The following is a 22,300-nucleotide window of genomic DNA, read 5'->3' as shown; positions in this document are numbered from 1 at the left end:
AGCTTGCTCGCGATGGTCGTCAACGATAACGCGGGAAGTCTGGCTCCCCGCGGCGTTCTCGGGCTCATCGCGAGCATGCTCGCTCCTGCAGTTGGGGGGATTACTCGAAGTTCTCGAGATCTATCGGGTCGCCGGATTTCATGTTCAGCTGTTTGCGTATGTCTTCGAACATCAGGTCGTAGTGCTTGTGTGTCGAGCCGATCTGACTATGGGTCTTCGGAATACCGTACTTCTCGGCGATTTTCGTCACGTTGCTGGCGAAGTTGTAGGCCTCCTCCTTGGGCAGAAAGAAGGGCTCTGACATGACCTTGCCCTGAATGCTGCCATGCATGGTGAACTGGATGCCTTTTTCACCTTTGGCATTCTTGCTGACTTCATAGTCGAGGTGCACGTTGTAGCTGACATCGTCCGGTGTCAGCGCATGACGCTCGATGTGCAAGTGACCTGGCTCAAACTGTGCCATGGGCGTCTCTCCTTACAAGTAGGTAATGCCAGGTGTTGCCGTGCTGATGCGCGTGCCGGCCGTGCCCTGGACGATCGCTTCGATATCCGCGAGTGAGCCGATCACCGCGACCTTTCCAGTATGGCGTGCGAATTCGCAGGCTGCCTGCACCTTCGGTCCCATGGAGCCGGCGGCGAAGCCAAGTTTTTCCATTTCGTCGGGATGCGCCTGGGCGATGGCTTTCTGCGTGGGTTTGCCAAAGTCGATGAAAGCGCCGTTGACGTCAGTGGCGATCACCAGCAGATCGGCTTCAAGCTGTTCGGCCAGCAGCGCCGAGCACAGGTCCTTGTCGATGACCGCTTCGACGCCTTCGAGTTTGCCGGGCGAGGTATACATGGTCGGAATACCGCCACCACCGGCACAGATCACGATGCTGCTTTTTTCCAGCAGCCATTTGATCGGACGGATTTCGAAGATGCGCTTGGGTTTCGGGCTGGCGACCACGCGGCGGTATTTGTCGCCGTCCGGGGCAATGGCCCAGCCTTTTTCGGCGGCGAGTTTTTCCGCATCGGCCTTGCTGTAGACCGGGCCGATGGGTTTGGTCGGGTTTTTGAAGGCCGGGTCGTTGGCGTCGACTTCGACCTGGGTCAACAGGGTCGCGAAGGGGACCTCGAAGTCCAGCAGGTTGCCCAGTTCCTGTTCGATGATGTAGCCGATCATGCCTTCGGTTTCGGCGCCGAGCACGTCCAGCGGGTAAGGGGTGACAGAGGTATAGGCCGCCGCTTGCAAAGACAGCAGGCCGACCTGGGGGCCATTGCCGTGGGCGATGACCAGTTGATTGCCGGGATGAATCTTGGCGATCTGTTCGGTGGCGATCCGGATGTTGGCGCGCTGGTTGTCAGCGGTCATGGGTTCGCCCCGGCGGAGCAGGGCATTACCGCCCAGAGCAACGACGATACGCATGGTGCAGTCCTTCTAAAAGAGAAGTCACAATCAACCCGGTCCTTTGTGGGAGCGAGCCTGCTCGCGAAGGCGTCGTGTCAGTCAACATCAATGCTGAATGTCAGACCGCATTCGCGAGCAGGCTCGCTCCCACAGTGACCGGCGTTGGTCTTACAAGTCAGCCAGCGTCGACACCAGAATCGCCTTGATGGTGTGCATGCGGTTTTCCGCTTGCTCGAAGGCGATGCAGGCCGGCGACTCGAACACGTCATCGGTCACTTCGATGCCGTTCTTCAAGTGCGGGTACTGCTCGGCAATCTGCTTGCCGATCTTGGTGTCGCTGTTGTGGAACGCCGGCAGGCAGTGCATGAACTTGGTGCGCGGGTTGCCGGTGGCTTTCATCAGCTCGGCATTGACCTGATACGGCAGCAGTTGCTGGATGCGTTCGGCCCAGGCTTCAACCGGCTCGCCCATCGACACCCAGACGTCGGTGTGGATGAAGTCCACGCCCTTGACGGCGGCTTTCGGGTCTTCGGTGAGGGTGATGCGCGCGCCGCTTTCTTCCCCGTATTGTTTGCAGCGAGCCACCAGGTCGTCCGCCGGCCACAGGGCTTTTGGCGCGCAGATGCGCACGTCCATGCCCAGCTTGGCGCCGATCAGCAGCAGCGAGTTGCCCATGTTGTTGCGCGCATCGCCGAGGTAGGCGTAGCTGATCTCGTGGACGGGCTTGTCGGCGTGCTCACGCATGGTCAGCACGTCGGCGATCATTTGCGTCGGGTGATACTCGTCGGTGAGGCCGTTGAACACCGGCACACCGGCGTATTTGGCGAGCTCCTCGACGATTTCCTGCTTGAAGCCACGGTACTCGATGGCGTCGTACATGCGCCCGAGCACTCGGGCGGTGTCCTTCATGCTTTCCTTGTGACCGATCTGCGAGGAGTTCGGGTCGATGTAGGTGACATTGGCGCCCTGGTCATAGGCAGCGACTTCGAACGCACAGCGGGTGCGGGTCGAGGTCTTTTCGAAGATCAGCGCGATGTTGTTGCCCTTGAGATGCTGCTGTTCGGTGCCGGTGTACTTGGCACGCTTGAGGTCGCGGGACAGGTCGAGCAGGTAGCGCAATTCGCGAGGGGTATGGTGTTCCAGGCTCAGCAGATTGCGGTTATGGATATTGAACGCCATTTTGGATCTCCTAAGGTGAACAGGTTAGTAGTCAATCGGATCGCGGATGATCGGGCAGGTCATGCAATGGCCGCCGCCCCGTCCCCGGCCGAGTTCGCCGGCGCTGATGGTGATCACTTCCACGCCGGCCTTGCGCAGCAGGGTATTGGTGTAGGTATTGCGGTCGTAGCCGATGACCACGCCGGGCTCCACGGCCACCACGTTGTTGCCGTCGTCCCATTGCTCGCGTTCGGCGGCGAAGCTGTTGCCGCCGGTCTCCACCACACGCAGGGCCTTGAGGTTGAGGGCCTGGGCCACGGTGTCGAGGAAGTTGGTTTCTTCACGGCGGATGTCGATGCCGCCCGCTTTGCTTTCATCGGGACGCAGGGTGAAGGCGACGATCTGGTTCACCACTTCCGGGAAGATCGTGACGAGGTCGCGATCGCAGAAGCTGAACACCGTGTCCAGGTGCATCGCCGCGCGGGATTTCGGCAGGCCGGCGACGATCACTTTCTCGACGGCCTTGTTCTTGAACAGGTTCACCGCCAGTTGGGCAATGGCCTGGCGCGACGAGCGTTCGCCCATGCCGATCAACACCACGCCATTACCAATTGGCATCACATCACCGCCCTCAAGGGTGGAGTTGCCATGGTCCTTGTCCGGGTCGCCGTACCAGATCTGGAAGTCGGCGTTGGTGAACTCGGGGTGGAATTTGTAGATGGCGGTGGCCAGCAAGGTTTCCTGGCGGCGCGCCGGCCAATACATCGGGTTGAGGGTCACGCCTCCGTAGATCCAGCAGGTGGTGTCGCGGGTGAACTGGGTGTTGGGCAGCGGCGGCAGGATGAAGCTGGAGTTGCCGAGGAAGTCGCGGAACATCTCGATGGCCTTGCCACCGAAACTGGTGGGCAAGTCATCGCCTGAAACGCCGCCGATCAGGAACTCGGCGATCTTGCGCGGCTCAAGGCTACGCAACCACGAGCTGGTTTCGTTGATCAGGCCCAGGCCCACCGAGTTGGCGGTGATCTTGCGTTCCAGGATCCAGTCCAGGGCTTCGGGAATGGCGACGATGTCGGTCAGCAGGTTGTGCATTTCCAGCACATCAATGTTGCGTTCGCGCATCTTGGTGACGAAGTCGAAGTGGTCGCGCTTGGCCTGGGCCACCCACAGCACATCATCGAACAGCAGTTCATCGCAGTTGTTCGGGGTCAGCCGCTGATGGGCAAGTCCCGGGGAGCAAACCATGACTTTGCGCAGTTTTCCGGCTTCGGAATGGACGCCGTACTTAACTTTTTCCTTGGTCATTACAGTGATCCTCCAGATGACAAAACAGGGTTGTGCTTCCAACAGCGGAAGCTAAAGGGTCAGGAAGCCGTCGTAGAGTCCGTAGGCCGCTACCACGGCGCCCACGACCACCGCAGCGAAAATCAGCTTCTCGACGTTGGTGAAAACCGGTTTGTTGATTTCCAGCTTGGCCTTGGCGAACAGGATCACGCCGGGGGCGTAGAGCAAGGCGGACAGCAGCAGGTATTTGATGCCGCCGGCGTACAGCAACCAGATCGCGTAGATCAGGGCCACCGCGCCGATGACCAGATCCTTCTGCCGTTCGCCCGGCGCGCCTTCGTAGCTTTCGCCACGCACCGCCAACAGCAAGGCATAGGCCGCCGACCACAGGTAGGGCACCAGAATCATCGAGGTGGCGAGGTAGATCAGCGACAGGTAGGTGCTGGCCGAGAACAGTGTGATGATCAGGAAAATCTGCACCATGGCGTTGGTCAGCCACAGGGCGTTGACCGGTACATGGTTGGCGTTTTCCTTGCGCAAGAACTCCGGCATGGTGTGGTCTTTGGCGGCGGCGAACATGATCTCCGCGCACAGCAGTACCCACGACAGCAACGCCCCCAGCAACGAGATGATCAAACCGACGCTGATCAGCACCGCGCCCCAGTGACCGACCACGTGTTCCAGTACGGCGGCCATTGACGGGTTCTGCAGTTTGGCCAGTTCCGGCTGGGTCATGATCCCCAGCGACAGCACGTTGACCAGGACCAAAAACAGCAGCACGGTGACGAAGCCGATCACGGTGGCTTTACCCACATCGCTGCGTTTTTCCGCCCGGGCCGAGAAGATGCTCGCGCCTTCGATGCCGATGAACACCCACACGGTGACCAGCATCATTTTGCGCACCTGGTCCATCACGCTGCCCAGGTCCGGGTTCTTCAGGCCCCAGATGTCGGCGGTGAAGATGTCCAGCTTGAAGGCGAACAGCGCAATCAGCATGAACAGCAGCAGCGGCACTATCTTGGCGACGGTGGTCACCAGGTTGATGAACGCGGCTTCCTTGATGCCTCGCAGGACCAGGAAGTGTACGGCCCAGAGCAGCACCGAGGCGCCGATCACGGCAGCGGGGGTATTCCCCTCCCCAAATAGCGGAAAGAAGTAGCCGAGGGTGCTGAACAGCAACACGAAATAACCGACGTTGCCCAGCCAGGCACTGATCCAGTACCCCCAGGCGGACGAGAAGCCCATGTAGTCGCCGAAACCGGCCTTGGCGTAGGCGTAGACCCCACCGTCCAGGTCGGGTTTGCGGTTGGCCAGGGTCTGGAACACGAACGCCAGGGTGAGCATGCCGACGGCGGTGATCGCCCAACCGATCAGAATGGCGCCGACATCCGCACTGGCAGCCATGTTTTGTGGCAAGGAAAATATACCGCCACCAATCATTGAACCTACGACTAACGCAACCAGCGCGCCGAGTTTCAGTTTTCCGGGTGCTTCAGACATTGCATGACTCCAATGCAGGAGAAGAGAGGCAGCAGACTAATTCCGTTGCCTGTTCAATCAGCTGACTTAGATCATTAAATGAGAGCGTTCCCAGATTCTTGGCGGAGTGCCATCATCTTTAGTGTTCCTGCCTGTAATGCTTGTCCTAGAGCCTTTATCTGATTATCAAAAGCATATTTAGAATTTGTTTCGAATTATGACGCTAGTTGGTTTTTCAGGAACTGCAAGTTTTATTCGTGCATTTTTTGTACAGAATTGATTTATTAAAAAATCGTATAAAACAAATGATTATATCGACGCCAAAACAGCCGATTTGTGCAAGTAAAAATCCGTTTGTTGGCGTTATTCAATAAACGTTATTACTCTTCAGCAGTTTGGTTGAAGCCCGTTATGTGACGATCCCGCGGCAGGTGTCGCCCCCCCCCCCAAAGAAATGGAGATGCAATGATGTCGCAATCACCGAACAAGCTTCGCCTGAGCGCGTTGATCGCGTTGGTGGTGGGTTCGATGATCGGTGGCGGGATTTTTTCCCTGCCGCAAAACATGGCCGCCAAGGCCGATGCGGGAGCGATCCTGATCGGTTGGGCAATCACCGCCGTCGGCATGCTCACCCTGGCGTTCGTGTTCCAGACCCTGGCCAATCGCAAGCCGGATCTGGACTCCGGGGTCTACGCCTATGCCAAGGCCGGCTTCGGCGACTACATGGGCTTTTCTTCGGCGTGGGGGTACTGGATCAGCGCCTGGCTGGGCAACGTCGGCTACTTCGTATTGCTGTTCAGCACCCTGGGGTATTTCTTTCCGGTCTTTGGCGAAGGCAACACACCGATTGCGATCGCCTGCGCTTCGCTGCTGCTCTGGACCGTGCACTTTGTAGTGATGCGCGGGATCAAGGAGGCCGCGTTCATCAATCAGGTGACCACCGTGGCCAAGATCGTGCCGCTGATCATGTTCATCGTGATCGCCGCCGTGGCCTTCAAGGCGGACATCTTTACCCTCGATATCTGGGGCCGCAACAATCCGGAGTTTGGCAGCGTGATGGACCAGGTCCGGCACATGATGCTGGTCACCGTGTTCGTGTTTATCGGGATCGAGGGGGCCAGTGTCTATTCGGCCCGGGCGGAGAAACGTACCGATGTCGGTCGCGCAACGGTGATCGGCTTCATTGGCGTGTTGGCGCTACTGGTGCTGGTGAACGTGCTGTCGCTGGGGATCATGACCCAGCCTGAGCTGGCGAAACTGCAGAACCCCTCGTTGGCGGCGGTGCTGGAACACATCGTCGGTCCCTGGGGTGCGTTGCTGATCAGCGTCGGCCTGGCGATCTCGTTGTTGGGTGCCTTGTTGTCCTGGGCACTGTTGTGCGCCGAAATCCTGTTCGCCACGGCGAAAGACAAGACCATGCCGGCATTCCTGACCAGGGAAAACGCCAACCATGTGCCGGTCAATGCGATGTGGATGACCAACGTGATGATCCAGCTGTTTCTGCTGATTACGCTGTTTTCCGCCGGTACCTACACCAGCCTGATTTATCTGGCGTCTTCCATGATTCTGGTGCCGTACCTGTGGTCGGCGGCCTATGCGGTGTTGTTGTGCGTGCGCGGTGAGACCTACCAGCAGGCATCGGGTGAGCGGAGCAAGGACCTGCTCATTGGCGTCATCGCCTTGAGTTACGCGGTGTGGTTGCTGTACGCCGGTGGCCTGAAGTATTTGCTGCTGTCGGCGTTACTGTATGCGCCGGGCGTGATCCTGTTTGCCAAGGCACGGCGTGAGCAGGGCATGCCATTGTTCACGGTCATCGAGAAAGGCATTTTCACCGCTGTCATCGGGGGCGCCGGGCTGGCGGCTTATGGGTTGTATAGCGGGGTGCTGAGTCTTTGAAGGTGTTGCTGGCGTATCAACCACCCTATGACTGGCCGGCAATGCTGGGTTTTTTTTCGGCGCGGGCGATTGCGGGGCTGGAAACGGTTGCCGACGGTGTTTACTCGCGCGGCATCGAACTGAACGGTACGCACGGTACCTTTTCCATCCGGCCTGTTACGCATGATGCCCTTGAGCTGACGCTGGATTTTCCCGACCCGAACGCCGTGCCCGACATCGTCGCAAGCGTGCGCCGGATGTTCGATCTCGACGCGGATCTCGCCACGATCCATCGGCATTTGACAACGGTTGATCCACTGATGGCCCGGTTGATTGCCCAGCGCCCCGGGCTGCGTGTGCCGGGGGCGTGGGACGGGCTGGAGCTGGCGATCCGCGCAGTGCTGGGGCAGCAGATTACGGTGACGGCGGCGATCCGCCTGGCGGGGAAACTGGTGGCGCAATATGGCGCAGCGCTGAGTGAACCGTTGCCAGGATTGAGCCACGTGTTCCCCACGGCTGATGTGTTGGCGGGGGCCGATCTGGCTGCGTTGGGCATGCCGAAAAGCCGGGGCCGGACGTTGTCGGGTGTGGCTCAGGCACTACTCGATGATCCGCGACTGTTCGAGCCAGGTCGCGAGGGGGGCGTAGCGCGGTTGCTGGCGTTGCACGGGATTGGTGACTGGACGGCGCAATACATTGCCCTGCGGCAGTTGCGGGAGATGGATGGGTTTCCCAATGGCGACGTGGGGTTGATCAATGCGTTGGCGGCGCTGGAGGGGGGGGCGGTGACGGCCAGGCAGTTGCTATTGCGGGCTGAAGCATGGCGGCCTTATCGAGGGTATGCGGCGCAGCTGCTGTGGACTTCGTTGAGTCGCCCTGATTGATCGGGAGCTGGTTTGGTGTTGTCCCCACTGGCGCCATCGCGAGCAGGCTCGCTCCTACAGGGTACCGCGTTCAAATGCAGGAGCGAGCCTGCTCGCGATGGCTATCTGAAAGTCACCACCACTGTGCGCGATGCGAACCCAGTTTCGTTGCCGGTAGTGCCCACTGCAACGGCGTCCCGGTTATCTTCAATGGTGCGTGTAACCGATGTGCCGGCCCCCACGGCGTCTGCTCCACCCTCAACCCCTGATCCTGCTCATCTTCCGCACGTAACGCTTCACTGCTCCCAGGTCCATGCTCGATCAACAACTTCGCCGTACGCGCCAACGACAACCGCGCCGAGCCCCCCGTACCGTCGCTCAATCGCTGCGCCAACAACCTGATCGCACTGGCCGCCATCAAGTACCCGGTGGCGTGATCGAGGGCCTGCACCGGCAATGGCGTCGGCTTGTCCGCCTGCTTCCAGCGCATGCCCGCTTCGGCAATGCCACTGCTCATCTGCACCAGGCTGTCGAAGCCCCGGCGGTTTTGCCAGGGGCCACTCCAGCCATAGGCGTTCAGGCAAACATCAATCAGGTCCGGGTTCAGTTGCCGGCGCTGATTCGTGCCAAAGCCAAGTCGCTGCAGCGCATCGGCACGATAGCCATGGAGCAGAATGTCAGTGTCCTTGAGCAGGCATTCGAATACGCCGCGGTCGGACCTGTCGTTCAGATCAAGACGTGCGCAACGTTTTCCCAAAGTGACTTCCGGCACCACCCCCGGCTCGTTCCAGGTGGGCGGATCGATGCGCAAGACATCGGCGCCAAGGCCTGCCAGGAAGCGACTGGCGATGGGACCGGCCAGTACCCGGGTCAAGTCCAGCACCTTGATGCCGGCCAGTGGTCGAGCGTCGGAACCTGTCCACGGTTTGCGGCTCTGGCCTGGGTTGTTGGCAAATAGAATCAAGGGCTCGGCATTGACTGCCTGTCCCTGAGGATGGGACTGCCATTGATCCCGGGTGCACATTTGGGCGGCACAACCACCGGCATCGACCACCGCCTGTTCCAGATCGCTTTTCGCCCATTGCACCACTTTGCCGGCCATCGCTGCACGGTCGGCACAGGCACCGAGCACGCTTTCGGCAGCGGCGCGGTGATGCGGCGCGTTGGTGTGCAGGCGAATCCAGCCATCGCGGGTGGCGTAGTCACCGGCCACCGGGTCCCACAGCGGTGGAACGCTCCAGCCGATCGGACGAATCGAGGTGGCGAACCAGAAGGACGCCAGGCGTCGGTCAACTTCAAGGTCTGGCAGGCGTCCGGTTTCCTGGTGCAGCAGTTCGCTGGTGGCCTGGCCGGCGGCAGCAATGCTGGAGCAGGCCAGATCAGTGATGGCAAACGCCGAGAGCAGGGCACCGCTGGATGTGAATGGAATCGGGGTGTGGGGCAAACCGAGTGCGGCTTGAATGGACGTGAGCAGATCAGTCATCGAAGGGCCTCCGGAGCGAGAGACCGAGCATAGATCAAAAAACTCGCAGGCCGAATGAAATCCTTGTGGGAGCGAGCCTGCTCGCGAAGGCGGTGTATGGGCTGCCGTCTTCGCGAGCAGGCTCGCTCCCACAGGGGGGATGTGGCGATTGTTTAAACGCGGAACTGATCCATCAACTTCATCTGGTGGGTGGTCAGGGTGTTGAGCTGGCTGCTGATCTGCGCCGATTCGGTGGCCTGGCCGGTCAGGGTTTCGGTGACGGTGCGGATCGCCGAGACGTTGCGGTTGACCTCTTCGGCCACGGCGCTTTGCTGTTCGGCGGCGCTGGCGATTTGCAGGTTCATGTCGCTGATCACGGTGACCGCGTCGCTGATCTTGCTCAAGGCCTGGACCGCCTGCTGGATCTGCCCGGCATTGCTGTGGGCCTGGGTCTGGCTTGAATGCATGGTGGCGACCACGCCGCGAGTGCCGGACTGGATGCGTTCGATCACCAGGCGAATTTCTTCCACCGAATCCTGGGTACGTTTGGCCAGGTTGCGCACTTCATCGGCCACCACCGCAAAGCCGCGCCCGCTCTCGCCAGCGCGGGCGGCTTCAATCGCCGCATTGAGGGCCAGCAGGTTGGTTTGCTCGGCGATGCTGCGAATCACCTCCAGCACCGAACCGATCTGTTCGCTGTTGACCGCGAGGGCTTCGACTTCGGTCACGGCCTTGCTGACTTCGTCGGCCAGCTGATTGATATCGCGGGTGCTGCGCTCGATGATCGACATGCCATCGCGGGCCGACTGGTCGGCACCCTTGGCGGCATTGGCCGCGTTCGAGGCGCTGTTGGCGACATCGTGGGCGGTGGCACTCATCTCGTTGGACGCCGTGGCGACCTGGTCGATTTCGCGGAACTGCACCTGCATGCCTTCGCTGGTCTGGCGGGCAATCTCCGACGACTGATCGGCCGTGCCGCGGGCGTCGGTGATGCTTTGCTTGATCTGCGCGATGGTCGGTTGCAGCTTGTCGAGGAAGCGATTGAACCAGCTCACCAGTTCGCCCAGTTCGTCCTGCTTGCTGTAGTGCAGGCGCTGAGTCAGGTCGCCATCGCCGCTGGCAATCGCCTTGAGCATCTTGGCCACGCTATCGATCGGCCGGGTCACGCCGGATGCGGTGAGCCACATCAGCAACAGGCCGAGCACACCGGTGATCACCGCCACCGACAAGGCCTTGATCGTGCCGCTTTGCTGGGCATCGTCGAGTACTGCCTGCAGCTTCACCGAGTCGGCCAGCAGCACTTGTCTGGGCAGGTCGATCACCACGGCCCAGGCCTTGGCATCGGCAATCGGGCTGACCGGATACACCGCACGGATCAGGTCACCCTGCTGGATAATCTTCGGTGCACCGCTGCCGAGCAATTGCAGGATGTCCTTGCCATCCGCCCCCAGGGCGTCGCCGATGCTCTTGCCGACTTTTGTCGCGTCGACGCTGTAGGCCGCCATCACGCCGGTGCCCGAGACGATCAGCATGTGCCCGGCGTTGTTGAACAGTTCGCGCTGGGAATCGACCGCTGCCGCTTGCAGGGCGTCCAGGGCGATATCGACACCGACCACGCCGATGGACTTGCCATCCACCAGCAGCGGTACGGAAATGGTGGTCATCAACACTTCCTTGCCGCCGACCGTATCGGCGTACGGATCGAGCAGGCAGGTGCGCTTGCTGTCCCGCGGGCAGGTGTACCAGACGTTGTACGGTGTGCCACTGAGGTTCAGGGTGGTTTTGGTCATGTCCTCTTCGACCATGATCGTGTTCAGCGACTCACCCCCGGCGCGGCTCCAGTACGTGGCGAAACGCCCGGTTTCGTTGGATTGACGGACGGCGTCGCCGATGAACTCGCTGTCCTTGCCGTCCAGGCCGTTGGGTTCGAACGCCAGCCAGATGCCCAGCACTTTGCCGTTGCGCTCGAAGGCGGTTTTCAGGCTCTGGTTCAACTCTTCACGCAGGGCGCCGGGCTCAAGCGAACGCTTGGCGGCCAGATTGCGCATGTCCTTGATCTGATCCGCCAGGGCCGTGACCACCGTCAGGGTTTCACCGAATGTCTTCTGCATCCGCACCGCTTGCTCAGCGGCTTTGGCCTGGAGCAGGTCCTGCACGCTGGCGGTGAGCATTCTGCTGCTGGAATCATTGACCAGGTCATCGTTCTGATTGGTCTGGTAAATGTTCATGCCCACTATCAAGGCGACTACACCCAGCAGGCACAGACCGGACAGCAGGACAATTTTCAGGCGGATGGACACTGAGTCGAACATAGGGCGAACTCGCGAATGGATGAAGTGTTGGCTGTGGGCCGTTGCGGCTCACTCGCTAAGTCCTTTTAGCGCCGATCAATGCACATCGGCGTGGTGAAGAGGTTACATGAGGGGCAACCCGACGAACGGTATTGGTTGAACGTTTGCGCAGAAAAATGTGCCGAAAAGCGCTTTAAAACGAGGAAAAATCGCGGAATTGTTCAGCAGGGTTCTGGCACTGATTCCGGCCGTGACCAGATCCACAGATTGCCCAGCCCCATCCCGGCAATCGCCAGGTAGACCGGCCAGCCGTGATCGAGCATCACCAGCATCAGGCCGGCACATAACAGCATGCTGACAGTGGCGCTGATTTTTGCCCGGCGCGCGATGATCTTGCCGTTGCGCCAGTTCTGGAGGATGGGGCCGAACAGCCGGTGGTTTTCCAGCCAGGCACTCAGGCGCGGCGAACTGCGGGTCGCGGCCCAGGCGGCGAGCAGGATGAACTCGGTGGTGGGCAGGCCGGGAATGACGATGGCGATCAGGCCAATACCCAGGCTGACATAGGCCAGCAGGCCGAAGAGGAGGCGGGAGAGTCTGGAGGAGGCAGGCATGGGCTCAAGGCAACATGTGGGGCTGATCGAAATCTTACAGGCTTGCTTCGTTCCTTGTGGGAGCGAGCCTGCTCGCGATAGCGGAGTATCAGTCGACATTATTGCTGTCTGGAATACCGTCATCGCGAGCAGGCTCGCTCCCACAGGGTCGGAGGTGTGTCAGGCGATTTCCGGAGCGGTAGCGTAAGCCCGCTCCAGCAACACCGTAAAACGGTTGAACGCGTCGATGGCGCCTTTTTCCACTTCGGCTTCTTCCCGGGCGCTGAATTCCAGGCCGTCCAGGGTCTTGACGAAGCTCTTCCAGCCTTCAGCGCGGCCGCCGGCCGGTTCGCCGAGGTGGCGGGCGCCGAAGGATTCGCTCAGGCCAAGGCCCACGGCGCGCTTGATCAGGAAGGCTGCGCCGAGCTTCGAGCCTTCGGAGACGAAAATCCAGCCCAGGGCTTGGGCTTTGGTCGGGTTCTTCAGGGCGCCGGCAACAGGCGCCGGCACGTCGGTGTCCAGGTCCGCCAGGTCCGCCCTGGCCGCATCGGCACGGCAGCGGGCCGGCAGGTCCGGGACGATGGCGGTCAGTTCGGCATCGTTGTACAGCGACACCAGTTCCGACTGGAACAGGTACTGCGCCACCACGAAGCGGGCGAAACTGGCCTGGGTTTCAAACGGGGAGTGGGCCTTGACCAGGGCATCGAGCTTGCTGTGCGGCTCGTTGGTGATCTGGTTCAAGCGCTGGGAACGCAGGCTGGCGCGTTGCTCGGTGTCTTGGGTAGTCATGGCAATTCCTTGGGGAAAAAGTGGCGCTTGGTAACGAGACGAACAGGCAGGCGCCTGACAGTAAAAAATCTTCGCCAGACGGCCCGATCAACCGTCCGGCGGGATGACCGGATCAGATATCCCAGATCAAATTGACTGCGAAGTTGCGACCCGGCTGGGTCAGGCGGTCGAGGTTGGCCGGCTGGGTTACCGACGCTTCGCCGACGCTGTCAAAACCGCGCACGTCATCCCACAGCCAGTATTTCTTGTCGGTCAGGTTGTAGACGCCGCCACTGACGGTCACGTCGTCGGTCACCTTGTAGAACGCGCTCAGGTCCAGAATGCCGAAGCCCGGGGTCTTGAACTGGGTGCTGGTGCCGTCCGGGGTCTTGAAGCTGGCGCTGTCGACGCGGTCTTTTTTCTTCACCAGGGTCCAGCTGAGCAAGCCGCCGTAGGTATCCTGGTCGTAACCGAGGCCGAATACGCCGGTCAGCGGGTTGACGCTGTTGAGCGGCTCGCCGCTGTCGTCGTTGCGACCGTAGGCATAAGCCACCGAGCCACGGGTGTAGAGGCCTTGCGGTGCGCCGAAAGCGTCGAGGTTCAGGCGGCCCTTGACCTCGGCGCCCTTGATGGTGGCGTGCTTGATGTTGTTGCTCTGGAAGGTGGTCTCGGTATAGCCCGGAGTGATGGCGTTTTCGTCAATGAAGTCACGGTATTTGTTGTAGAACACGGTCACGTCAAACGAGCCTTGCTCGAAGTTGCCGCGCAAACCCGTCTCGTAGCCTTTGCTCTTTTCCGGTTCGAGGTTCGGATTAGGCGCGACCTGATAGCCGCCGGCGAGGTTTTCGAAACGACCATACAAGGCCTTGGCGGTCGGGGTACGGAAGCCTTCGGCATATTGGCCATACCAGGTGTAGTGGTCGTTGAAGCTGTAGGTGGTGCCGAATTTTGGCGACAGGCGATGCCAGGTCTTGGTCTCGTCGCTCACCGTGCCGTTGCCGCTCTGGTCAGCGGTGGCCAGGAACTCTTCGGTGATGTGCGGCTTGAGCTCGGTGTAGTCATAGCGCGCACCGGGCAGGAAGGTCCAGTTACCCCAGCTGATCAGGTCCTGGGCGAACAGGCTGTAGCTGGTGACGGTCGGGTCCGGGAAGTCACTGGCGGGTGTCAGCGTGTCGGCGGCACTGGGGGCGCCGATGACCCGGCAGGATCCGGCCACGGTCAGGCAGGTGCCGGTACCGGTACGCAGGCCGGTGATTTTGTCCTGCTTGATGGTGGTGCCATAGGTGACGAGGTGGTCGGTGTCGGCGACGGCAAACGACTTGTCAGCCTGGGCATCGAATACCCATTGGCGGTCCTTGTAGGTGGTATCGCGGTTACGCAGTACTGTTCGTGACGGTGCGTAGATTTCCTCGGTGCTCTGGTCGGTCTTGGCAATCTGGTAGTTCAGCGTCCACTTGATGTTGTCGGCCAGTGCGCTGTCCAGACCGAAGTTGTGTTCCAGGCCAAAGCGTTCGCGGGTGATCGTGTCGTTGCCGGTACGGGACTTGTAGAAGCCGAAACCGCGCCCGGCATTGAACGGGCCGCCCACTGCGCTCAATTGATTGGTATCGCGGTCGTCCTTGTAGTGCTCGTAGGTCAGGCCAAAACGCGCGTCGTCTGCGTAATCCCAGCCCAGTTTGGCCAGCACGTTGGTGGTGCGCACATCCTCGGGGTTGGCTGCAGTGCGATTCAGGCCAGTGCCGCCGGTTTCTCCAAAGGACTCTGTCTCATGACCGTTGCGCTGACTGAGATGCAGCAGGCCATCGAACTCACCGGTTCGGCCGGCGACGGTGCCGGAAGTCAGCCAGCTGTCGTCGGCGGAGCTATAGCCGGTTTTCAGGCGTGCACCGACATCCTTGCCCGGTTTGATGATGTCGTCCGGGTCCAGCGTGTAGTAGCTGACCGCACCGCCAATGGCGTTGCTGCCGTACAGGACAGAGGCCGGGCCCCGGAGGATTTCCACTCGCTTGACGATTTCCGGGTCGACATAGTTGCGGTTGGTCTGGGCGTAAGGGCCGTTGAAGAAACCGTCGGGCACCTGCACGCCATCGATCTGGGTCAGCACGCGGTCGCCATCGATGCCGCGAATGTTGTAGCCCGTGATGCCGGCGCGTTGGCCCGAGCCACCGACCGAAACACCGGGTTCGTAGCGCACCAGTTCCTTGATGGTATTGACGTTGTTACGGTCAAGATCTTCGCGGGTGTAGACAGAGACCGTGCTCGGAACGCTGTTCACATCCTGTTCGTTTCGGGTGGCGCTGATGGTCACCTGATCCAGATTCAGGGCGCTTGTATTGCTGCGCTTTTCCAGGACGATGCTGTTGTTGCCCAGTTTGCGATAGCTCAGGTTGGTCCCCACCAACAGGCGATCCAGGGCTTTCTCCGGCGACAGCGAACCTCGGACGCCCGGCGAGGCCACACCTTGCGCCAGCTCCGACGACACGCCGACCTGCCAGCCCGTCACGGCGGTAAAGGCATTGAGTGCCGATACCAGGGACTGCTGGGGAATGGCGAACGCGTAGTCGCCCATTTTGCGGGTCGACTGCTCGGTGGCGGTGGCAGCCATGAGCGGTGCAGCACCGGCCATCAGGATGGCCGCAGTCAGCAGCGACAGCACGCGGGAGGGTGAAGAGGCTGGGCGGGTAAGGCGAGAGGACATCGATAGCGCTCCGAGTCGCACGAATCGTTATAGGTGCTGATTGGCATGGTTAGATGCGAATCAATTGCATTGGCTATAACGAGACGTACGGGGTTTGGCTATCGAGTAAAAATAATTCTCATTCAGTTCAGAATGACCAGCGTCGGGAATTCCTGCAGCCGTGCCGAGGTGATGTGGGCCAGGGAGCGAACCACGTCCAGCGGCTGGTCGAGACGGTAATTGCCGGTTACCGCAACGTCAGCCAGTTGTTCGTTGGTGTTGATGATCCATCCAGGATAGTAGCGACGCAGTTCCGCCAGCACTTGGCTCAGCGGACAGTTTTCGAACACCAGCCGGCCCTGGACCCACGCCAGGTCGGTGGCGGCGTCGAGTTTGAGCGGTCGGTCGAAACCATTGGGCCCGATGCGGATGCTCTCGCCAGCCGACAGCCGAACCCGCGCATCGTCGCGGGTGGCCTGCAGGTCGACGTCGCCACGTTGCACCCGAACCTGTGCCACGCCATCGAGGTAACGCACCGCAAACGCGGTATCGCGCACACTGGCCTTGACCGGGCCGGCGTCGATTACCAGCGGTTGAACGCGATTGGCCGGCACCTCGAAGAACGCCTCCCCCTGATACAGGCGTGCCACGCGTTGTTGATCGTTGATCGTGCTGGAAAACGCCGAGTTGGTATTGAGCAGGACTTTCGAACCGTCCTCCAGTTGCAGACGCTGACGTTCACCGACCACGGTCAAGTGATCAGCCTGCAGGCGCATCGGCAGATTGCTGAAACTGAAGAGGCCGAGGATCAGCACAGCGGCGGTGGCCAACGGTTTCCAGTGCGGGCGCAGGCGCGACAGGACGGTCACGGTCGGCGGCCGGGCGGCCAGGCTTTGTGCGCATTGCGTCACCAGCGGGCCGTCCCAGATCGCCTGTGCCCTGGCGAACGCTTCGGCATGCAGCGGATCGGCAGCGAGCCAGTACTTGAACTGTCGTGTCTGCTCCTCGTTCGGACTGCCCAATATGATCAGCCAGTCCAGCGCCTGGTCCATCGCGCTTGCGGGGTCCTGCGTCAGGGAGGGCGGAGGGGAGCGGTGGGTGTCCGTCACGGTGTTTCCTCGGCAATGTCTGGGCACTGCTGTTTTTTATAGTGAGGCTTGAAAGAGGCGCCAGGGTAGCAAAGCCCTGTGGATTCAGTCGCCGTTTGACCGCTCGGCGACACCGATGCAGATTGCCATGATCAGCTTCAGCTCCTTTTGCACAGTGCTCAACGACACATCGAGCTGCTCGGCGATTTCCTGGTAGCTGTGCCCGTGCAGGCGGCTGAGGATGAAAATCCGCTGTTGGCGGGCGCTGAGTTCACTGAGGCTCACATTCAGGCGCTCCAGCAATTGTTCGGCATGGGCGGCGTCTTCGGCGCTGCTGGTGGGGGCGGCGACGCTGTGCATCACCTCCTGCGGCACGTCGTCGACCATGGTGCGCGAATGGATGCGCCGCGCACGCAAATGGTCCAGCGCCAGATTGCGCGCCGTCTGGAAGACAAAGGGCTCAAGATGATCGATGGCCCGTTCGCTCAAGGCATGGGTCACCCGCAGGTAGGTTTCCTGCAGGAGGTCTTCAGCGGTGCTGTGATTGCTGACCATCCGCTCCAGCGTGCGCAGCAGGGAGGTGCGCTGGGTGAGGAAAACGTAGTTGAAGCGCGACTGACTCACGGGAGGACCTGATCCATTTCGAGTGAATGATAATGCTTATCATCTACTAGAATGGTCAAGTACTGATTTGTTCAGGTTCAAGTGCGACCCTGCAAATAGCTCGCGTAATCGGGTATTCGATGGGTGTGTGCCTGATCCATCAGCGGGCTGCTGATCAGGTAGTCGGCGCTGCATTCGTTGCAGGCCACCGGGATATTCCATACTGCCGCGACCCGCAGCAACGCCTTGATATCCGGGTCGTGGGGCTGGGGTTCGAACGGGTCCCAGAAAAACACCAGCATATCGACCCGCTGCTCGGCGATTTGCGCACCGAGCTGTTGGTCGCCACCCAGTGGCCCGCTGATCATGCTTTGCACCGGCAGGTCGAGGCGTTGCTGCAACAGCAACCCCGTGGTGCCGGTGGCAACCAGATCATGCCGGGCCAGCTTGTCCTTTTGCCGTTCGGCCCAGTCCAGCAAGAACACCTTGCAGTGGTCATGGGCGACCAGGGCAATGCGCTTGCGCGCCGCCAGGGTCTTTTGCGTAAAGCTGATGCCGATCATCGATGGCTACTCCAGAAATGACACACAACCTGTAGGAGCGAGCTTGCTCGCGATGGACTGTAGAGCACCGCGGGGCAACAGGTTCCCCGCGTTATCGTTCACGACCATCGCGAGCAGGCTCGCTCCTACAAGAACGGGGGGGCTACCTATTCGGCGTTGCACAGCGCCAGGCAGTTATCGAGCATGCGGTTGGAGAAACCCCACTCGTTGTCATACCACGCCAGTACCTTGAGCAACTTGCCGCTGGATTTGGTGTGGTTGGCGTCGAAGATCGACGACAGCGGGTTGTGGTTGAAGTCGCTGGAGACCAGCGGCAGGGTGTTGTAGCCAAGGATCTTCGAGTGCTGGCTGGCTTCTTTCATCAGCGCATTGACTTCATCGGCCGATGCTTCGCGCTTGAGTTGCACCGTCAGGTCAACCAGCGACACATTGATCACCGGTACACGCACCGACATGCCGGTCAGTTTGCCCGCCAGTTCCGGCAGCACCAGGCCGACGGCTTCGGCGGCACCGGTCTTGCTCGGGATCATGTTCTGGGTGGCCGAACGGGCGCGGTACGGATCGACGTGATAGACGTCGGTCAGGTGCTGGTCGTTGGTATAGGCGTGAATGGTGGTCATCAAGCCACTTTCGATACCCAGTTCGCGATGCAGCACCTGGGCCACCGGTGCCAGGCAGTTGGTGGTGCACGACGCGTTGGAAATGATCTGGTGCGATTGACGCAGAATGTCGTGGTTCACCCCGTAGACCACAGTGGCGTCGGCGCCTTTGGCCGGTGCAGAGATAATGACTTTGCGCGCGCCCGCCGTAATATGCGCGGCGGCTTTGGCCCGGTCGGTGAACAGACCGGTGCATTCGAACACCACATCAATCTTTTCCGCGGCCCAGGGCAGGTCGGCCGGGTTGCGGATGGCGCTGACCGAAATGCGGTCGCCGTTGACCGTCAGGCTCTCCTGGTCGTGCTGAACATCGGCATCGAATGTGCCGTGAACGGTGTCGTACTTGAGTAGATGAGCATTGATCGCGCTGTCGCCCAAATCGTTGATGGCGACAATCTGCAGATCCTGACGGTAGCCCTGGGTATAGAGTGCGCGCAGGACATTACGGCCGATGCGGCCAAAACCATTGATTGCGATTCGAAGAGTCATATTGCGGCGCTACCGTCGTTTTGTTGTTGGAATTACAAGATTATTCGCAAAAAAATAGAAAACAAGCCTTTTTAATGGCAATATTTTGTTCAATCTACAACGAGTGACCTGAATCAACTGGTCCGAATGGTCAAATAAACCGTCTGTCATCCCATCGACACCGGCCTTTGATCAGCATAGACAATCAGGTCGCCACATCCGTTAGCCTGGAGTTCTACACATGCATCCCCGCGTCCTTGAGGTCACTGAACGGCTTATCGCCCGCAGCCGCGCCACGCGTGAGGCCTACCTTGCATTGATCCGCGGTGCGGCCAGCGACGGTCCGATGCGCGGCAAGCTGCAATGCGCCAACTTCGCCCATGGCGTGGCCGGTTGCGGCAGCGAAGACAAGAACAGCCTGCGGATGATGAACTCCGCGAATATCGCGATAGTTTCGTCATATAACGACATGCTCTCGGCGCACCAGCCGTACGAAGTCTTCCCGGAGATGATCAAAAAGGCCCTGCGCGAAATCGGCTCCGTCGGCCAGTTCGCCGGTGGCACGCCGGCCATGTGCGATGGCGTGACCCAGGGCGAGCCGGGCATGGAGTTGAGCCTGCCGAGTCGCGAAGTGATCGCGTTGTCCACGGCCGTAGCGCTGTCCCACAACATGTTCGACGGCGCGCTGCTGCTGGGCATCTGCGACAAGATCGTGCCGGGCCTGATGATGGGCGCGCTGCGCTTCGGCCATCTGCCGATGATCTTCGTGCCGGGCGGGCCGATGGTGTCGGGCATTTCCAACAAGCAGAAAGCCGATGTGCGGCAGAAGTACGCCGAGGGCAAGGCCACCCGCGAAGAGCTGCTGGAATCGGAAATGAAGTCCTACCACAGCCCTGGCACCTGCACTTTTTACGGCACTGCCAACACTAACCAGTTGCTGATGGAAGTCATGGGCCTGCACCTGCCGGGCGCGTCCTTCGTCAACCCGAACACGCCGTTGCGCGATGCCTTGACCCGCGAGGCCGCGCACCAGGTCACGCGCCTGACCAAGCAGAACGGCGACTTCATGCCGATCGGCGAAATCGTCGACGAGCGTTCGCTGGTCAACTCCATCGTGGCGCTGCACGCCACGGGCGGCTCGACCAACCACACCTTGCACATGCCGGCCATCGCCATGGCGGCGGGCATTCAATTGACCTGGCAGGACATGGCCGACCTCTCCGAAGTCGTGCCGACCCTGAGCCACGTCTACCCGAACGGCAAAGCCGACATCAACCACTTCCAGGCCGCGGGCGGCATGTCGTTCCTGATCCGTGAACTGCTGGAAGCCGGGTTGCTCCACGAAAACGTCAACACCGTGCTGGGCCACGGCCTGAGCCGCTACACCCAGGAGCCGTTCCTCGACAACGGCAAGCTGGTGTGGCGCGAAGGCGTGACCGACAGCCTCGATGAAAGCATCCTGCGTCCGGTTGCCCGCGCATTTTCGCCGGAAGGTGGCCTGCGGGTGATGGAAGGCAACCTGGGTCGCGGTGTGATGAAAGTCTCGGCCGTCGCCGTGGAAAACCAGATCGTCGAAGCGCCAGCCATGGTGTTCCAGGATCAGCAGGACCTGGCCGATGCCTTCAAGGCCGGTTTGCTGGAGAAGGATTTTGTCGCGGTGATGCGCTTCCAGGGCCCGCGCTCCAATGGCATGCCGGAGCTGCACAAGATGACCCCGTTCCTCGGTGTATTGCAGGACCGCGGCTTCAAGGTGGCGCTGGTGACCGACGGGCGCATGTCCGGCGCGTCGGGGAAAATTCCGGCGGCTATTCATGTCAGCCCCGAAGCCTATGTGGGCGGCGCTTTGGCGCGGGTGCAAGAGGGCGATATCATCCGCGTCGATGGCGTCAAAGGCACCCTGGAGCTTAAGGTGGACGCCGAAGAATTCGCAGCGCGCACGCCGGCCAAGGGCCTGTTGGGCAACAACATCGGCACCGGTCGCGAACTGTTTGGTTTCATGCGCATGGCCTTCAGCTCGGCGGAGCAGGGCGCCAGCGCCTTCACTTCTGCCCTGGAGACGCTTAATTGAAACTGGCTTTGGTCGGTGACATCGGTGGGACCAACGCACGTTTCGCGTTGTGGAAAAACCAGCAACTGGAATCGGTCCAGGTGCTGGCAACGGCAGATTTCCCAAGCCCCGAAGAGGCCATCAGCCTCTACCTCAATGGCCTGGGGCTGGCTCCGGGGGCGATCGGTTCGGTGTGCCTGTCGGTGGCGGGTCCCGTCAGCGGCGACGAATTCAAGTTCACCAACAATCACTGGCGCCTGAGCCGCAAGGGTTTTTGCCAGACCTTGCAGGTCGAGCAACTGTTGCTGGTCAACGACTTCTCGGCCATGGCCCTGGGCATGACCCGTTTGCAGCCCGGCGAATTTCGCGTGGTCTGCGAAGGCACGCCGGAGCCGTTGCGCCCGGCGGTGGTGATTGGCCCGGGCACTGGCCTGGGCGTCGGCACCTTGCTCGATTTGGGTGAGGGCCGGTTCGCCGCGTTGCCGGGGGAGGGTGGTCACGTCGACCTGCCACTGAGCAGCCCGCGTGAAACCCAGCTCTGGCAGCACATCTTCAACGAGATCGGCCACGTCAGCGCTGAAACCGCGTTGAGCGGCGGCGGCTTGCCGCGCGTCTACCGGGCGATCTGCGCGGTGGACGGGCACACGCCGGTGCTCGACACGCCGGAAGCCATCACTGCTGCCGGGCTGGCGGGCGACCCGATCGCCGTGGAAGTGCTGGAACAGTTCTGCTGCTGGCTCGGTCGCGTGGCCGGCAACAACGTGCTGACCACTGGTGGACGGGCTGGCGTGTACATCGTTGGTGGGGTGATTCCACGCTTTGCCGACTTCTTCCTCCAGAGCGGTTTCGCCCGGTGTTTCGCCGACAAGGGGTGCATGAGCGACTACTTCAAGGGGATTCCGGTGTGGCTGGTGACGGCGCCGTATTCGGGGTTGGTTGGCGCGGGTGTGGCGCTGGAACAATCCATTCCAGCCTGAATGCAATCACCTGTAGGAGCGAGCCTGCTCGCGATGGACGTCAACGATAACGCGTGCTTTCCGA

The 22,300-nt window shown here is 60.8% G+C and carries 18 protein-coding genes and 1 pseudogene; 4 read left to right on the top strand and 15 right to left on the bottom strand.

Annotation, left to right across the window (positions count from 1 at the left end; translation table 11 throughout):
• Window positions 1-100: 100 nt before the first annotated feature.
• The 5 genes from ACEN8E_RS23505 to arcD (ACEN8E_RS23485) form a co-directional block, all read right to left on the bottom strand.
• A complete protein-coding gene (locus ACEN8E_RS23505; RefSeq protein ID WP_495590067.1) occupies window positions 101-463 on the bottom strand; it encodes a DUF5064 family protein in 363 nt (120 codons plus the stop codon).
• 12 nt (window positions 464-475) lie between these two features.
• Window positions 476-1,405, bottom strand: coding sequence for a carbamate kinase (gene arcC / locus ACEN8E_RS23500; RefSeq protein ID WP_495590066.1), 930 nt, complete (start codon window positions 1,403-1,405; stop codon window positions 476-478).
• Between the two features lie 150 nt (window positions 1,406-1,555).
• Window positions 1,556-2,566: an ornithine carbamoyltransferase gene (locus ACEN8E_RS23495; RefSeq protein ID WP_495590065.1), complete on the bottom strand. Its 1,011-nt coding sequence runs from the start codon at window positions 2,564-2,566 to the stop codon at window positions 1,556-1,558.
• Window positions 2,567-2,590: 24 nt separating this feature from the next.
• Window positions 2,591-3,847: an arginine deiminase gene (gene arcA / locus ACEN8E_RS23490; RefSeq protein ID WP_495590064.1), complete on the bottom strand. Its 1,257-nt coding sequence runs from the start codon at window positions 3,845-3,847 to the stop codon at window positions 2,591-2,593.
• Between the two features lie 51 nt (window positions 3,848-3,898).
• Window positions 3,899-5,326: an arginine-ornithine antiporter gene (gene arcD, locus ACEN8E_RS23485; protein ID WP_495590063.1), complete on the bottom strand. Its 1,428-nt coding sequence runs from the start codon at window positions 5,324-5,326 to the stop codon at window positions 3,899-3,901.
• Window positions 5,327-5,773: 447 nt separating this feature from the next.
• Between arcD (ACEN8E_RS23485) and arcD (ACEN8E_RS23480) the strand changes: the two genes are divergently transcribed.
• Complete coding sequence (arcD, locus tag ACEN8E_RS23480) at window positions 5,774-7,201, top strand: arginine-ornithine antiporter (RefSeq protein ID WP_495593382.1); 1,428 nt, start codon at window positions 5,774-5,776, stop codon at window positions 7,199-7,201.
• Complete coding sequence (locus ACEN8E_RS23475) at window positions 7,198-8,064, top strand: DNA-3-methyladenine glycosylase family protein (RefSeq protein ID WP_495590062.1); 867 nt, start codon at window positions 7,198-7,200, stop codon at window positions 8,062-8,064. Before arcD (ACEN8E_RS23480) ends, ACEN8E_RS23475 begins: the two co-directional genes overlap by 4 nt.
• Window positions 8,065-8,176: 112 nt before the next feature.
• On the opposite strand, the gene ACEN8E_RS23470 is transcribed toward ACEN8E_RS23475, so the two are convergent.
• The 10 genes and pseudogenes from ACEN8E_RS23470 to gap all read right to left on the bottom strand — a co-directional run bounded on the left by ACEN8E_RS23470 (window position 8,177) and on the right by gap (window position 19,233).
• Complete coding sequence (locus tag ACEN8E_RS23470) at window positions 8,177-9,526, bottom strand: CoA transferase (RefSeq protein ID WP_495590061.1); 1,350 nt, start codon at window positions 9,524-9,526, stop codon at window positions 8,177-8,179.
• A gap of 152 nt (window positions 9,527-9,678) precedes the next feature.
• Window positions 9,679-10,434, bottom strand: coding sequence for a methyl-accepting chemotaxis protein (locus tag ACEN8E_RS23465; protein WP_376739137.1), 756 nt, complete (start codon window positions 10,432-10,434; stop codon window positions 9,679-9,681).
• A gap of 102 nt (window positions 10,435-10,536) precedes the next feature.
• Window positions 10,537-11,553, bottom strand: a pseudogene (locus tag ACEN8E_RS23460) (methyl-accepting chemotaxis protein); the annotation flags it as partial.
• A gap of 464 nt (window positions 11,554-12,017) precedes the next feature.
• A complete protein-coding gene (locus ACEN8E_RS23455) occupies window positions 12,018-12,407 on the bottom strand; it encodes a YbaN family protein (RefSeq protein WP_495590060.1) in 390 nt (129 codons plus the stop codon).
• A gap of 159 nt (window positions 12,408-12,566) precedes the next feature.
• The gene (locus tag ACEN8E_RS23450; protein ID WP_495590059.1) at window positions 12,567-13,175 is read right to left on the bottom strand and encodes a biliverdin-producing heme oxygenase; all 609 of its coding nucleotides are present in this window, start codon (window positions 13,173-13,175) and stop codon (window positions 12,567-12,569) included.
• A gap of 112 nt (window positions 13,176-13,287) precedes the next feature.
• The gene (locus ACEN8E_RS23445) at window positions 13,288-15,852 is read right to left on the bottom strand and encodes a TonB-dependent receptor (protein WP_495590058.1); all 2,565 of its coding nucleotides are present in this window, start codon (window positions 15,850-15,852) and stop codon (window positions 13,288-13,290) included.
• Between the two features lie 122 nt (window positions 15,853-15,974).
• The gene (locus ACEN8E_RS23440; protein ID WP_495590057.1) at window positions 15,975-16,940 is read right to left on the bottom strand and encodes a FecR family protein; all 966 of its coding nucleotides are present in this window, start codon (window positions 16,938-16,940) and stop codon (window positions 15,975-15,977) included.
• 84 nt (window positions 16,941-17,024) lie between these two features.
• Window positions 17,025-17,543 (bottom strand): RNA polymerase sigma factor, encoded by a 519-nt coding sequence (locus ACEN8E_RS23435; RefSeq protein ID WP_495590056.1) that lies wholly within the window; start codon window positions 17,541-17,543, stop codon window positions 17,025-17,027.
• Window positions 17,544-17,620: 77 nt separating this feature from the next.
• Window positions 17,621-18,085, bottom strand: coding sequence for a methylglyoxal synthase (locus ACEN8E_RS23430; protein WP_495590055.1), 465 nt, complete (start codon window positions 18,083-18,085; stop codon window positions 17,621-17,623).
• Between the two features lie 146 nt (window positions 18,086-18,231).
• Entirely contained in the window at window positions 18,232-19,233 is a 1,002-nt protein-coding gene (gap, locus tag ACEN8E_RS23425; RefSeq protein WP_007974423.1) for a type I glyceraldehyde-3-phosphate dehydrogenase, read from the bottom strand.
• A 220-nt stretch (window positions 19,234-19,453) separates the two neighbouring features.
• Here gap and edd point away from each other — a divergent pair, with 220 nt between their 5' ends.
• On the top strand, window positions 19,454-21,280 hold the full coding sequence (edd, locus tag ACEN8E_RS23420; RefSeq protein ID WP_495590054.1) for a phosphogluconate dehydratase: 1,827 nt from the start codon (window positions 19,454-19,456) through the stop codon (window positions 21,278-21,280).
• Window positions 21,277-22,236, top strand: a complete 960-nt coding sequence (locus tag ACEN8E_RS23415; RefSeq protein WP_495590053.1) for a glucokinase — start codon at window positions 21,277-21,279, stop codon at window positions 22,234-22,236. Before edd ends, ACEN8E_RS23415 begins: the two co-directional genes overlap by 4 nt.
• Window positions 22,237-22,300 lie beyond the last annotated feature (64 nt).

The sequence above is a fragment of the Pseudomonas sp. Pseusp9 genome (assembly GCF_059491265.1).
Note: the sequence above shows the minus strand (reverse complement) of the source record. Positions and strands in the feature narration are given on the sequence as shown.